Origin of the sequence: Clostridium gelidum (genome assembly GCF_019977655.1) — a bacterium.
GTDB lineage: Bacteria > Bacillota > Clostridia > Clostridiales > Clostridiaceae > Clostridium > Clostridium gelidum.
The window spans coordinates 2,598,366-2,612,993 of the sequence record NZ_AP024849.1 but is presented as its reverse complement, the minus strand read 5'-3'; the positions used below and the strand labels follow the sequence as shown (position 1 = coordinate 2,612,993).

The window sequence follows — 14,628 nt, the reverse complement described above, 5'->3', positions numbered from 1 at the left end:
CTACCCCTTCAGCAATATATTTTTCAAAAAACAGTTTTTACCAAATATATAAATTATTATTCCACTACATATTAACCCTAAAATGATCCCAGCTAATACATCTGTAGGATAATGCACATATAAATACAATCTTGAAAAAGCTATTAAAGATGCTAATCCTAAAAATCCAGCTGCATATTTTTTAAAATATTTTGCCATTACTCCTGCAACTGCAAAAGAAGAGGCAGTATGCCCTGATGGAAAAGAATAAGATAATGGTTTTGTAATTAACATGTTAATTACGGGTATATCTGCTGACGGTCTTATACGCTGAACCACATGTTTTAATATTCCTTCTCCTAAAATTGTACTTAAGATTAAAGCACATAAAGCCATAAATCCTATCTTTCTATATTTTTTATTAATCATTAAAAGTGCAGCTATTATAATCCATATAGCTCCCCCATTGCCTAAGGAAGTGATTATAACCATGGCTTTATCCATTATATTCCCATGCATATTATTTTTTATAAATAAAAGAATGGAATTATCAATATTTTGTAATAGAGATATCATATTCTTAATTACCTTCCTCTCTATTTTCTTAACAAATGTGACCACTTCTAAAATAAGTGATATTCTTAAAACGACAATTTGCAACTAAGAAAATTATGTTATATTAAATTTAATAATTTTTAATATAATTTGTCTTGATACTATTATATATAGTCACATTAAGAGATTAAAATCAGATTAAAAAACACTTAGATTTATATTAAAAATTTATTTTAGCATAAAAAAATAAAGTGAAAGTATTTTTTCACTTCATAATTATATAAATATATATTAATTACAGTTTATACAATTTAGTACATACGCTGGAGGCATGTTCCTAAATTCTCTTTTAAGGTCAATGTACCTAAAATATTTTTTTATAAACCCTACCTTCAATAAAGTATATTGAAATGTTATAAATTTCCCATCCTTTTTAAGTATACTTTTTGTTTTTTTCAATATCTCATCAGAAACTTGCTGTGGCAAACTTGCAAAAGGGAGTCCGGATACTACATAGTCTACACTTTCAATTTGATGTTTTATTAGGTACTTATCAACATTTTCAGAAGAATCATTTATAATAAATAAATTTTCTTCATGTTTAAACTTGTCTTTTAGTAAACTGCAAAACTTTTGATTATATTCGAAAAGCATAATTATTGTACTTTTATCTCTATTTTGTAATAACTTTTCTGTAAATACTCCAGTTCCAGGTCCATACTCTATAATGCATTTAGCCTGTTTAAAATCAATATTTTCCATCATTTTATTTGCAAGATACCTTGAACTTGGTAATATAGCCCCTACAGTTCTTGGTTTCTTTATATACTGTAAAATAAATGATATTTCTTTCTTTTCTCTCATTTCTTCCCCTCCAATTAATCCTAGTAAAATCTCCCTATTTTTTTACATTATACATCTCAAACATTAAAATTGCATTAAAAAGTTCTTAGATTTGCCTTTAAATTTCATATATATTACCAAATCACAAAAAATTTAAGTGAGAATATATAATTCATACTCTCACTTAGATAAAACAAGGCATATGATATGCCTAACGTTCATTATACTTTTAACTTTAAAACAACAGTTATTTTTGTGCCCTTCCCTTCTTCACTTTCTACATCTATAGTTCCCTCATGCATATCAACAATCCATTTAGCAATAGATAAACCAAGTCCTGTGCCACCTTTTTCTTTAGACCTAGCTTTATCAACAATGTAAAATCTGTGAAATATATTTTTAATTTCATCTTTAGGTATCCCAATGCCAGTATCACTAATAGTTATTTTTACAACTGTATCTTGAACTTCTGAACTTATATCTATTTTATTTTGTTCTGCTGTAAATTTAATGCTGTTATCAATAAATATCCTTAGCATTTGTTTTAACATTTTATAATCTGCAATTATACTTACAGTATCATTTTTGTTACTTGATATTATTTGATTTGGTGCTATTAGCTTGCTTTCTGATACTACCTCATTAATAAGTTCATTTAGATAAAATTCTTTCTTATCTATAAATTGAGTACCACTATCACCCCTTGCAAGAAACAATAACTTTTCAACTAAATCAGCCATATTAGTAGCCTCTAGTTTAATTGCATAAATAGATTTTTGCAAAGCTTCTTTATCTTCTTTTCCCCATCTATCTAATAGATTTGCATATCCTTGAATAACTGCAATAGGAGTTCTAAGTTCATGAGATGCATCCGATACGAACTGAACCTGTCTATCAAATGATCCTTGAAGTCTATCTATCATATTGTTAAATGTATTTACAAGTCTATTAAGTTCATCATCAGAACTGTTTCCTTCTATTCTTTCTTTTAGGTTATTAATGCTTATATTTTCAGCGGTCTTAGTTATATAATCAATAGGCTTTAACATTCGCGTGCTTACTATATACCCGAGTATTAGAGATGCAATCATACCTATAAAATCAGCTATAGCCATAAATGCAAATAATATTTCTATAAAATAATATTCATTCTCCATATTTTTTACTATTTGAATATATACAATGCCATATTCTTTGCTTTCAAATTTAACATTTTTATATAATAAATCTTTATCTTTTTCCTCTAAATGTTTTGCTTTTTCTTCTAAGGTATTTATTCTATCCTTAAACTCTTTAATTTCATAATTAAAATTTTCTGATGAATTTAATATTTTTCCATCTTCTTGTATTATTCTTATGTATATATTTTGATTAGATGGAACATCTAAAAAGATTTCCTTATTTGATAAATCTAACTGCTCGTTTTGTGATGTAATGTTATTTAATATTACAGTTTGTATATCTTCAATTTGCTTATTTGCTTGATTATATAAGTAATACTTTACACCATATAAAATTGAAGCATTTAACAGAAGTAATACTGCTGAGAACATAAACGCATATAATATTGTTAGCTTTATAGAAATTTTTGCACTTTTAATAATCTTTAAAACCTTATTAATTATCTTTAATAACATAGCCTACACCTCTTATGGTAATTATAAGCTTATTTTCAAAGCCATCATCAATTTTACTTCGTAAATATCTTATAAATACATCTACCGAATTTGTATCTCCTACATAATCATAACCCCATACCTCTTCAATTAATTTCTCTCTTGAAAGTACAATATTCTTATTAATTAATAGCATTTCAAGAAGATCATATTCTTTTTTGGTAAGTTGAATTTCCCTGCCAGATCGAAATACCTCATGTGTTATGTTATTCATAATAATATCCTTTACTTTTATTTCATCACGCTTATTTTTTAATACTTTTTCTCTTGTATATACCCGTATTCTTGCCAACAATTCTTCTATTGCAAAGGGTTTGGTCAAATAATCATTTGCTCCAACATCAAGTCCTAAGACTTTATCAGGAACGTCACTTTTAGCAGTTAGCATTATAATAGGTACATTCGAAAATTGCCTAATTCTTCTGCAAACTTCAATTCCATTTAAACTTGGTATCATAATATCAAGAAGAATTAAATCATACTCATTATTCTCTACTTTTTCCAATCCTTCTCTTCCATCATATGCTGTTTCAACTTCGTATCCTTCATGGGTAAGCTCCATTTCAATAAACATTGACATTTGCTTTTCATCTTCTACTATAAGTATTTTATAATTTCCCACATTCTCACCTCCATAAGAAAATAGTGAGCTTATAGCTCACTATTTAATATTAATATATACTATTTTCTTAATCTTCGCCATAACTACGCTTGCCACCATACCAGATATATTATCTTTAACTTTTCTATCAGAAGTAACCATAAATAAATCCCTCCTCTAAATTCAAAAAAACTGGATAATTATAATTGTCATAGGTGAATATACTACTATTGTATAATAAATTATATCTATATATTTTAATCTACTATTACTATTCCAAGTTTTTCATAAAATTCATAATCGATATTATGGTTAATTATAAGATCATTATCTTTTTTAAATTTCATTACATACTGTTTCATACCCTCTCCATATATTCCATCTAATTTTCCTGAATAGTATCCTTTTTCTTTCATTTTTCTTTGTAACTCTAAAACATCTGCTCCTCTATCTCCTGGTTTTAGAGTTACTAATCCCTTTTCAAATGGACCATACGGTCCTGCATATATGGCTACTATCATTCCATTCTCCACATATTCATATAAATCCTCAACATCTTTATTTAACATTCTAATACAACCATGAGATGCTTCTGAACCAATTGATCCTGGTTTATTTGTTCCGTGTATGCCAAAAGTTCCCCAAGGAACTTTTAAACCAATCCATCTTGTGCCAAATCCTCCACTCCATTTAGACATACCAATCACTTTCCACGTACCTATTGGAGACGGTGTTTCTATTTTACCACTTGCTATACTATATTTTTTTACAATTATATTTTTCTCCTTATTAATTAAATAGAGTCTTTCTTCGGTAAGATCTACTAATATAGCAAGATTTTTATTGGATTCAACTTTTGATTCTGCCTTTGTTGGACATTCACATATATTAAATATAAAAATAATTGTAATTATAAAAAAAATACTTCTTAGAAGGTTTTTTCTTTTCACTCATTGCACCTCACTTAATATGGAATCTTTTCTGATATGTTACCTATTTATTTTTATATTAAAATATTTTTTTATACCTTATAATCAATTATTTTATTTGCCATATATTATTGTCATAATTCAAATAACGTTTTTCAAAATATTCTAGCTGAAATACACTTTATTGACTCTTGAAAAATAAAAAAACTCTTGTTGATTTTAAAAACAAGAGTTTTTAATAGCAATTCATATTTAAAAATAATCTTTAAAATTCCACTTTTTATTTAATAATACAATATCATCTATTAATAATTTTTTGATTTTTCACATTTATCAATACACATATTACAACAATACTTGTGATCAGGTTTGCTGTGAAAACAGCTTCCACAAGTACACTGTTCAAATTGTATTGTAGAATGATCTATATTAAACTTATCTTTTAATAAATGCTGTATATCATGTAGTTTTACTTCACAATTTCCTATGTTGTATTCTTTCAGTGAAATGTGTGCTGTCATTGATAAAATTTCTTTTGATAAACTCCATATATGAACGTCTGTAACTTCAACTACACCTCCTAAATCTTTAATGGATTTCTTCAAATCATCAATACAAACCTCTTCTGGAGCTGCTTCCAAAAGAATCTTAATACATTCAACAGCCATTTTAAATGCATTTCTTAAAATAAGGCAAGCTAATATTGAACTAAGCAACGTATCAACTCCAGATAAATGTGTAAAATAAATTATCACACCTCCTATTAATACTCCTATATCTGATAATGCATCTCCAAGAAAGTGTAGAAATACGCTTTTTACATTCATATTACTGGAATTATCTCTAAGATTTAATACTATTATTGTATTTACAATTAACCCAAGGATAGAAAAAATAATCATTCCAACTGGTTGTACATCTACAGGATTAAAATACCTCAGTATTGCTTTATAGAAAATATATATAGATATAATAATTAATGAAAGATTATTTACTAAGGCTGTAAGTATGCTAAATCTATAATAACCAAAAGTATATTTACAATTAGCAGGCTTTGTTGCTATCTTTAAGCCCCAAAAGCTTATGAGTAATGATGCAATATCAGTTAACAGATGCCAACTGTCGCTAAAAAGGGCAAGACTATGTGTCATAAAAGCACCTGTAAATTTACCTACAAAAATAATAGATACCAAGATAACTGTATAAAATACCTTTTTCTCACTCTTCTTAAATCCATAATTACTAGATTGAGGAGCTCTTTCATTCACTTTATAAACCTCCCAAATAAAACCAAATATTATTTCATATCTATGATGAAATAATATTTCTAATGAACATTATATGTTGTATATATGAAGATGTTACGAAGGCTAACTTTTTATACGTGACTTTGGAATGGCATTACTTTTATCTGCATTATTGTTTAGTTTAGCCTCTAATCTAGATAACGTAGTTGTAAGTACCGCATATGGAATAGTTCAAGGTATAGGAGTTAACGATTTAAAGTTACGGTAATTTTTGTACTTATTTTTTTACTCATAAAATATGTATATATTATTTATGTAATTCTTAAAATCTTGAGGCTACCTTCCAATTCAATATTAATGAAATATTCTACCTAGATACTTCCAATCTTTAAATATTTCAAAATAAAAATACTAAATACCTTTATGCAGGCAAGAATATATAGCCATTGTTAACATTAACTCCTTTTCGTGCAAATATACCTTTAGTAGTTGGATAATATTCATTTACTTCATAATCGGAAATATCGTTAAAATTTACAGTTGTAGTTGCCTTAGTTAAATCTACTGTCATTTTCGAAAGATCCCTATTATTACTTACATTTACAAAATATATTGTTCCATTAAAAATCTTCATATCTTCTCCATTCATTATTGCTAATCTTTTTGTTGACAGATCAGTTAAGTTTATTGAATAGAGATTATTGTTATCTGAAGAATTTATTGCTAATATCTGCCCTGAGTATGGTGCAAAGCTATTTACTGAAAAATTAGAGAGCTTTTGTTTTTGAGTACCATCTACATTTATTTTATATAAAGTCGACTTATCACTCTTATTCTCATAAAGAATAGAATCTTCATCTACTAAATAGTTTCCAACATTATCAGAAGATATAATCTTCTCTACATTATTAGTTGTATCAAAAGCGTGGAGTTTATTCCCATCATTTTGATCAATAAAATATATAACATTATTTACTGCTATCATATTAGAAACTTTTCCTGAAGCTAAATTAGGTTTATATGCTCTATTTGATAAATCTATCGATGATAAATTGCTTTTATTATCAGCATCGGAAAAATAAGCTATATTATTTATAACTACTAAGGAATTAACTGGATAATTAAAAAAATCACTAACATTAGAAGTATTTACTACATCTTTAGGGTAAGGCTCCTTTATGACAGAAAGATTATTATTATCATCCCAGTTTGGAAAAACCATAGTATTTCCATTTACTTGAAATAAGCTGGTATACATTGCTGAGTCCTTTAATGAAAAAGGTGTATATCCATTCTTAAATGCCTCTTTATCTAAATTAGAATTAGTGCTTACTCCTGATGAACTAGCACTATTATTTACAGTTATCTGTTTTGGAGCAGTTCCATTTTGATTTTGATTATCTTGACTTGTCGATTGCTTTGCTCCGCAACCTAACAAACTTGTACATAATGCCAAAGATAATAACAATAAAACTTTTTTCAATATACCACCATCTTTCCTTGTATCTAATATTTACAGTTAATTTTCTATACTAATTTTATCACTTCCAGACAATTTTTTAAACCCATACAATATATATATGTTGTATAAAATTTTTGTATAAATCAAGCTATAAAGTATCAATATTTCAATTATTATGAAAGTTCACTTGTATTAATAGCTTTAGGCTTAATCTCTTTTAAGACATATTGTTTGCCATCTAACAAAAAAAATTTTTATCAAATCTACCCAATTTATTATCAATTGGAAATGCTTTTATATTTTTATAACCGGATATATTCTCTATTTTTCCATGCCCATAGAGATGTTTCTTGTCAGCAGGCTTTGAAGAATGTCTAACAGATAAAAATGCAACCACAGATGCTACTATTGGATAATAAATTATATCTATATATTTTAATCTACTATTACTATTTCAAGTTTTTTATAAAACTCGCAATCTATATTATGGTTAATTGTAAGATTATTGTCTTTTTTAAATTTCATTACATACTGTTTCATACCATCTCCATATATTCCATCTAATTTTCCTGAATAGTATCCTTTTTCTTTCATTTTTCTTTGTACCTCTAGAACATCTGCTCCTCTATCTCCTGGTTTTAGAATTACTAATCCCTTTTCAAATGAACCATACGGTCCTCCATATATGGCTACTGTCATTCCGTTCTCCACATACTCATATAAATCCTCAACATCTTTATTTAACATTCTAATACAACCATGAGATGCTTCTGAACCAATTGATCCTGGTTTATTTGTTCCGTGTATACCAAAAGTCCCCCAAGGAACATTTAAACCAATCCATCTTGTGCCAAATCCCCCACTCCATTTAGACATACCAATCACTTTCCACGTACCTATTGGAGACGGTGTTTCCATTTTACCACTTGCTATACTATATTTTTTTACAATTATATTTTTCTCCTTATTAACTAAATAGAGTCTTTCTTCGGTAAGATCTACTAATATAGCAAGGTTTTTATAGGATTCAACTTTTGACTCTGCCTGTGTTGGACTTTCACATATATTAAATATAAAAATAATTGTAATTATAAAAAAAATACTTCTTAGAAGGTTTCTTCTTTTCAATCATTGCACCTCACTTCATATGAAATTTTTTCTGATATGTTACCTATTTATTTTTATATTAAAATATTTTTTTATACCGTATATAATTAATTATTTTATTCTCCATATATTATTATCATAATGCAAATAACGTTTTTCAAAATATTCTAGCTGAAATATACTTTATTGATGACTCTTGAAAAATAATTAGCTAATTACCCTAAAAGCATTATTCCGAATGACTTCCACACATAAGTAAGTCATTCTTTTTTTATACACACTTAATTCCATGCAACCAGATTATCCAATATGGTTAGATGATTTAAAGAATAATTCTGGAATTTTATATAAAAACATCTCAGATCCATGTGAATTATTAGATACATTTAAAAATTATGTTGATGGATATATACTTTATAATAAGTCACATGGAAATAAATCACAAAAAGATCCATCAACAAATAATTGCAGTTGATGAATCTATCGAATATAAAGTAAAAAATCCATGGTATAACAAATAGTGCTGTATCCTAATTAATTATTTTAATATTCAATTTTTATTTTCTAAAACCATTTATCTTTCTTAAGAAGTAACATCATGCCAATACATATTGTTGGTATAAATATCATTCCAAATACTATCCAAAATGCAAATTCAAAATCATGCATTGGAATTCCTTGTACATTCATAGAAAAAAGTCCACTAACAAGAGTCATAGGAAGTATTGCAACTTGAATAATAGTAAAAGTACGCATAAGTCCATTCATTGTATGGTTAGTTAATGATGCAAAAGTACTATCAGCAGATTCTATAACCTCTTTATAATTTTCAAGCATATCCCATATCTTTTCTATCTTATCAGTAATATCATCAAAATATATATCCCTTTCTCTAGGAAGATATTTTGTGATTACTTTTTCTAAAGTTATTATAACAGGTCTTAATGGTTTAATTACACTTCTATAATTTATTATTTGCATCTTAGTTCTTGAGATTGTTTCAAGCATTGATTTAGATCGAGTCGCAAATACTTGTTTATTAATTTCATTAACACTATTTCCAATCTTATCAAGCATAGGAAAGCAATAATCAAATAACGCCTTAGTTATCTCATAAAGTAGTAGTGCTGAACCTTCCTCCATATATTCCTTTCGTGCTTCTTCATTAGCTTTGCATTTTTCTGCCAAATCTACTAAAGGTTTAAGTTCTCCCTCATGAAGTGTAACTAAATAATCATGGCCTATAAATATATCTAATTCTTCAGAATCAAGTCTGAAAAGTTCTTTTCTATATCTTGGAAGATGAAGTACAATAAAGCTATAATCTTCATACGAATCTATCTTTGACCTTTGATGTTCAGTCATACAGTCTTCTAAAAGAAGTTCATGAAAGTCGTACATATCCTCAAGCATTTTAATTTCCTTATTTGTAGGTCTGATAATGTCAATCCATTTAAGACCATTAAATTCAATAATCTTTACCTCTGTATTTAACTTTCTTAAAACAATAGGTTGCTTTTTATCATTTTGGAATGGTAGTGCAAACATAATAATCCTCCTCCATTTTATAGGGAGAATATAAAATCATCTACTATGAGTAGTACAACCTAATCCTCCCTTTTTTAATTTTAAATTTTTATAATAGTTCTGGGCCGGATAGCCATCCACTCAAATTCACCACCTTTTTTAATATACATATAAACATACTTTATAAGTTTTTATACCCACTTATAAAGTATAATTATATTTATGATACTGTACAAGTTAATCAATGTTAAATTTCTTTGTTATTAATATTCTAAAAACAAAAAAAATCCTCGCTCAGCTAAAACTGAACGAGGACGTAAAATACACGTTATTAATTAAATAAATAATAAATTATTCATTTATCCCGTTCAAGCTTTAGCTTCATAGGGCAATGTAATTGCATTAAAATACGCCTTAAACTCGACGTATCCTGCTAACCTTCTCATAGTGTCTCCACTACTCCGCGGCAGCAACCCGTATCCCTATGGTAACCTCACCTACCGATTATTATTCAATTGTTATAGTCTTTCAATACTATATTAGTATATGCACGTAATTATAAATTGTCAACAATTTATAATAAATTAATAATCAAATTATATTATATAATCCTGTTCCATTTCATTAATATTTTTGCATAGTTCTTGTAATCTTAATGATTTTTTTTATCCAATTCAAGTCATACTCATATAAAGTGATTCTTAGCTTGGAGTGGAGCTTTCTTAGGCACATGAAAATAAATAACAAGTCCAAAGCTGTCCTTAATCTTAGGTTAGTACAAACATCATCTGTTGTGTTTCTAATTTTCTTCTTTTTTATAGGGATCAATATGAATATTTATCCGAGTACTTTTAAATTTTAGATTCATATCCTTTTTCAGATTTCCAATAATATCATGTGTTTCTTTTGCTGTAAGATCAGGGGCAACGGTAATATGAAAATCAATATGCTTCACATTTCCTGATTTTCTTGTTTTTAGCTTGTGGTAATCTATAAATTGATGACTATGTTCTATTATGACTTTTTCTATCTCTGATTCTTCTTCATCCGATAACCTTGCATCAAGAAGGTAATCAAAGGCATTTTTAGAAAGTCCCCATGCCTCCTTAATTATCAGTAGTGCTACAAGTATTGCAACAATTGAATCGAGTATAAGCAGTCCTGTAACTTTGATAAGAAAAATCCCAATGCCTACTCCTAGGGATGTGTATATATCAGTTTTCAAGTGAAGAGCATCTGCCTCAAGAGCCATTGAATCCTCCTCCTGAGAAACCTTGTATAACTTTCTTGACACAACAAAATTTATAAGTGCTGAAACAATCATAACCACAATTGCTATAGTTGCTTGCTCTATTTCAGCAGGCTCAAATATTTTCTTAAAAGCTTCAATAATAATCATTCCAGCAGCTATAAAAATTAAAAGTCCTTCAACCATACCGGATATATTCTCTATTTTTCCATGTCCGTAGGGATGTTTCTTGTCAGCAGGCTTTGAAGACTGTCTAACAGAAAAAAATGCAACCACTGATGCTACTAAATCCATTCCTGAATGTATTGCTTCAGAAACAATACTTACTGAACCACTTAAAGTACCTGCTATAATCTTAAAAATTATGAGTGTTGTGTTTGATACAATTGACAAAAGAGCAACTTTAACTTTTATATCAGAAGTAACCATAAATAAATTCCTCCTCTAATAAATTCAAGAAAACTGGATAATTATAGTAAAACATTATAATTGCCATAAGTGATATTTCATGTTACCAATCAAAACCCAGCCTATGCACTCTACTTAGTATGCGTTATTTTCTCTATCTACATACATACTTAATAGCAAACACCTCATATTCAAAGTGATTGCCATTGGAAATCACTTGCGTCTATATTTTTTAGTTAGTGTAAATTTTTTATGACGTGTGCTTGATTACATCAAAAAAGACATACCAATAGGTATGCCTTGTTATTGTTATAATTCAAAACAACTATAAATTAATGTTTTTTTCTTTTTGTACTGGACTTATTCTGAAGTTCAGATGCCTTATCTAAATAATTAGTATGAAGCAATGTATTTGCTTTTTCTCCATCGGGTTCTCCCATATAATTCTTATACATATTTTGAAGATTTTCATTTTCATCTGAAATTCTTATTGTTGATTCTTTATCAATATTTTTTAAAACATCTGTTCTTAATTTTATATAACTTTCTTCTAAAGGTTTATCTGTAGCTTTATCATAATATTGCATTTTTATTGCCATAGCTCTGCAAATATTGCTACATAATTGACATCCAACACATTTCCCATTTTGAACTTCTGCACGTCCTTGTACATTATATTCTATAGCTTGAACAGGACAATTTTCTATACAAGTACCACATGCTATACATAAACTTTCATCGATTTGAGATTTCTTTTCTATTCTTGGAGTTCCTCCACCATTTATACATCCTCCATTACAAGCCATAACTTCAATAAATAAATACTCTTTCCATTTTCCACTGCTTAAAAATTTCTCAATTTCTTTTAGTGCATTTACAATTGCAACTTTATACTGTTGTCCGCCCAAAGTTACAGTTGCTTCCTTTATATCTTCATATCCATCTATTTCATTAAATTTAATATTGGCAACTTCTGATACATTACCTTTTAAGTAATTTGTTACCGTTCTAAGAGTTGATTGCATAACGCCACCACTTGCTCCAAAAATAACTGCTGCTCCAGTATATTCTCCCATAAATGGATCTGGACTTTCATCTGGTATTGCAGTTATATCTATTCCTTTTTCTTTTAAAAGCTGTGCATATTCTCTTATAGTCAAAACTATATCAATATCTTTATACCCATTTCTCCCCATTTCCTCTCTTTGTGCTTCATATTTTTTAGCAGTACATGGTTTTACAGATACTGCAACTATATTAGTAGGCAAAACATTATAAGTATCTGCAAAGTATGTTTTTATGCTTGCCCCCATCATTTGCTGCGGAGACTTTGAAGTTGAAATATTTTTTAATATTTCTGGGTGAAAAAGTTCTGCATAACGTACCCAAGCCGGACAACAAGAAGTAAACATAGGTAAATTTTCTTTATTTGAAATTCTCTTTATAAGTTCAGTCCCCTCTTCTATAACTGTCATATCAGCTCCAAAATCAGTATCAAATACATTTTGAAATCCTATTTTTTTAGCCGATGGTGCTATCTTTCCACCTACATTTGTTCCTATTGGAAGATTAAATTCTTCGCCAAGTGTTGCTTTTACTGCTGGAGCTGCTGTTAATATTAAATATTTCCCACTGTTTATTGCCTCCTTTACTAAACCTACATCATTTCTAACATTGATTGCTGTTGTAGGACAAGCAAGTGTGCATTGTCCACAATAAATACATCCACTAGCTCCAAAGGTGCCATGTTTTGGATCTACTGTCCGTCTCCCATTATCAACTGCTTTTATTACAGATATCTTAGTTTCTTGTGCACATGTAAATGCGCAAGCTGTACATCCAATACATTTTTTTTTATTTATTTGTATAATATTATCTTCTTGAACTCTATTTCTTTTTGATTTACCCATAAACATCTCCATATTTTAAATAGATTATACATTTAAGTCTATGATTTTAAAAGGATAGTTTATTCTAAATAAATAGAACAACTTTAAAGTAAATTCAGTAAATTTTCTGGACCTAAGGATAATGGTGGCAGCTTAGGATTTATACCATATAACTCAACATATTTAGTTACTGAATTTGCGGATGGATTTAAGAAATATATCGTAAATATTAACTACTTGCACTAGAATATCTTTTTAACCCCATTTTCCATATCACTCTTCTGATTAATGTAAATACTATACACATACTTATAGATATTACCCAACCCGACTTATTCATTGTTCCTGATACTCTAAAACTAAAGTTCACCAATTCAAGTGCTTTATGTTCCTTATTTATATAAATCTCCAGCCAAAGAAAGTAATTTTTCAAAATCTTGTATGACATATTCCTTTTCACATTTTTTTAAGATTCCTTCTAAACAAAACTTATTTAACGTCCTACTCAAATGTCTATAACTTGTTCCAAGTAATTCTGATATTTCCCTATAACGTTCTTTAAATATGAATTTCTTACTCTTGTCATCATGGGTATTTACAAATGCAATTATATAGCTAGCAAGTCTATTTTCAAGAGGATACAATAAATTTATTGAACTATTATTACTACCATCCGTAAGCTTATCGCCTAAATATCTACATATGTTTAATAAAAACTTGCAATCTTTTGTAAGTTTACTTCTCACAATATCAAAATTAATCCCTATACAATATGTATCTTCTATAGCCTGTACACTACAATCTGTAACCTGATTTTCTATAAACTCAACATCTCCTATTATAGTAAGAGGCCTATAAAAACTTATTAACAATGATTTTCCATTTTCTAAATGCTTAGATACTTTAGCTTTTCCATGTACTAAAAAATACATATTTTCTAACTGTTCTTCTTCCCTACATATATAATCATTTGTATTAAACATATACAGTGTCATGTACTCTTTCATATTATCAGAGAATAATTTATCCATTTCATATATTTTTATAAGTTCTTCTATTTTCTTAGGATCTTCTATTTTAATCAATATATTCAACTCCACAAAATACTTTTCCTATAATTAGCCACATTTTAAAAATAACAAATCCGTATGCTCGT

General features: G+C 28.2%; 12 protein-coding genes, 2 pseudogenes and 1 riboswitch. Of the genes and pseudogenes, 1 reads left to right on the top strand and 13 read right to left on the bottom strand.

Features of this window, described 5'->3' with window-relative positions; translation table 11 throughout:
• From psyc5s11_RS11505 to psyc5s11_RS11465, 9 genes and pseudogenes are all read right to left on the bottom strand, one after another.
• Complete coding sequence (locus psyc5s11_RS11505) at positions 1–555, bottom strand: phosphatase PAP2 family protein (protein ID WP_224037715.1); 555 nt, start codon at positions 553–555, stop codon at positions 1–3.
• A gap of 270 nt (positions 556–825) precedes the next feature.
• The gene (locus psyc5s11_RS11500; protein ID WP_224037714.1) at positions 826–1,398 is read right to left on the bottom strand and encodes a class I SAM-dependent methyltransferase; all 573 of its coding nucleotides are present in this window, start codon (positions 1,396–1,398) and stop codon (positions 826–828) included.
• Between the two features lie 200 nt (positions 1,399–1,598).
• A complete protein-coding gene (locus psyc5s11_RS11495) occupies positions 1,599–3,014 on the bottom strand; it encodes a sensor histidine kinase (RefSeq protein WP_224037713.1) in 1,416 nt (471 codons plus the stop codon).
• Positions 2,995–3,675: a response regulator transcription factor gene (locus psyc5s11_RS11490; RefSeq protein WP_224037712.1), complete on the bottom strand. Its 681-nt coding sequence runs from the start codon at positions 3,673–3,675 to the stop codon at positions 2,995–2,997. Before psyc5s11_RS11490 ends, psyc5s11_RS11495 begins: the two co-directional genes overlap by 20 nt.
• Before the next feature lie 236 nt (positions 3,676–3,911).
• Positions 3,912–4,604, bottom strand: coding sequence for a L,D-transpeptidase family protein (locus psyc5s11_RS11485; RefSeq protein WP_224037711.1), 693 nt, complete (start codon positions 4,602–4,604; stop codon positions 3,912–3,914).
• A gap of 284 nt (positions 4,605–4,888) precedes the next feature.
• Positions 4,889–5,851, bottom strand: coding sequence for a cation diffusion facilitator family transporter (locus psyc5s11_RS11480; RefSeq protein WP_224037710.1), 963 nt, complete (start codon positions 5,849–5,851; stop codon positions 4,889–4,891).
• Between the two features lie 400 nt (positions 5,852–6,251).
• Positions 6,252–7,313, bottom strand: a complete 1,062-nt coding sequence (locus psyc5s11_RS11475; RefSeq protein ID WP_224037709.1) for a DUF5050 domain-containing protein — start codon at positions 7,311–7,313, stop codon at positions 6,252–6,254.
• A 286-nt stretch (positions 7,314–7,599) separates the two neighbouring features.
• Positions 7,600–7,701, bottom strand: a pseudogene (locus tag psyc5s11_RS11470) (cation transporter); the annotation flags it as partial.
• Between the two features lie 26 nt (positions 7,702–7,727).
• Positions 7,728–8,420: a L,D-transpeptidase family protein gene (locus psyc5s11_RS11465; RefSeq protein WP_224037708.1), complete on the bottom strand. Its 693-nt coding sequence runs from the start codon at positions 8,418–8,420 to the stop codon at positions 7,728–7,730.
• Positions 8,421–8,670: 250 nt separating this feature from the next.
• Here psyc5s11_RS11465 and psyc5s11_RS11460 point away from each other — a divergent pair.
• Positions 8,671–8,871: pseudogene (locus psyc5s11_RS11460) on the top strand (GxGYxYP domain-containing protein); the annotation flags it as partial.
• 92 nt (positions 8,872–8,963) lie between these two features.
• Here the strand turns inward: psyc5s11_RS11460 and psyc5s11_RS11455 are convergent.
• From psyc5s11_RS11455 to psyc5s11_RS11440, 4 genes are all read right to left on the bottom strand, one after another.
• Positions 8,964–9,947, bottom strand: a complete 984-nt coding sequence (locus tag psyc5s11_RS11455; RefSeq protein WP_224037707.1) for a magnesium transporter CorA family protein — start codon at positions 9,945–9,947, stop codon at positions 8,964–8,966.
• 333 nt (positions 9,948–10,280) lie between these two features.
• A riboswitch (M-box (ykoK) riboswitch) is annotated at positions 10,281–10,438 on the bottom strand.
• A 287-nt stretch (positions 10,439–10,725) separates the two neighbouring features.
• Positions 10,726–11,604 carry a cation diffusion facilitator family transporter gene (locus tag psyc5s11_RS11450; RefSeq protein ID WP_224037706.1) on the bottom strand — a complete coding sequence of 293 codons (879 nt, stop codon included), beginning with the start codon at positions 11,602–11,604 and terminating at the stop codon, positions 10,726–10,728.
• Between the two features lie 311 nt (positions 11,605–11,915).
• Positions 11,916–13,493 carry a [FeFe] hydrogenase, group A gene (locus psyc5s11_RS11445; protein WP_224037705.1) on the bottom strand — a complete coding sequence of 526 codons (1,578 nt, stop codon included), beginning with the start codon at positions 13,491–13,493 and terminating at the stop codon, positions 11,916–11,918.
• Between the two features lie 371 nt (positions 13,494–13,864).
• Entirely contained in the window at positions 13,865–14,557 is a 693-nt protein-coding gene (locus tag psyc5s11_RS11440; protein ID WP_224037704.1) for a cyclic nucleotide-binding domain-containing protein, read from the bottom strand.
• Between the last annotated feature and the right edge of the window lie 71 nt (positions 14,558–14,628).

Excerpts from the sequence above, each read along its gene's own strand:
- psyc5s11_RS11505 (WP_224037715.1), bottom strand. The coding sequence starts at position 555 with ATGATATCTCTATTACAAAATATTGATAATTCCATTCTTTTATTTATA.
- psyc5s11_RS11500 (WP_224037714.1), bottom strand. The coding sequence starts at position 1,398 with ATGAGAGAAAAGAAAGAAATATCATTTATTTTACAGTATATAAAGAAA.
- psyc5s11_RS11495 (WP_224037713.1), bottom strand. The coding sequence starts at position 3,014 with ATGTTATTAAAGATAATTAATAAGGTTTTAAAGATTATTAAAAGTGCA.
- psyc5s11_RS11455 (WP_224037707.1), bottom strand. The coding sequence starts at position 9,947 with ATGTTTGCACTACCATTCCAAAATGATAAAAAGCAACCTATTGTTTTA.
- psyc5s11_RS11450 (WP_224037706.1), bottom strand. The coding sequence starts at position 11,604 with ATGGTTACTTCTGATATAAAAGTTAAAGTTGCTCTTTTGTCAATTGTA.
- psyc5s11_RS11445 (WP_224037705.1), bottom strand. The coding sequence starts at position 13,493 with ATGGGTAAATCAAAAAGAAATAGAGTTCAAGAAGATAATATTATACAA.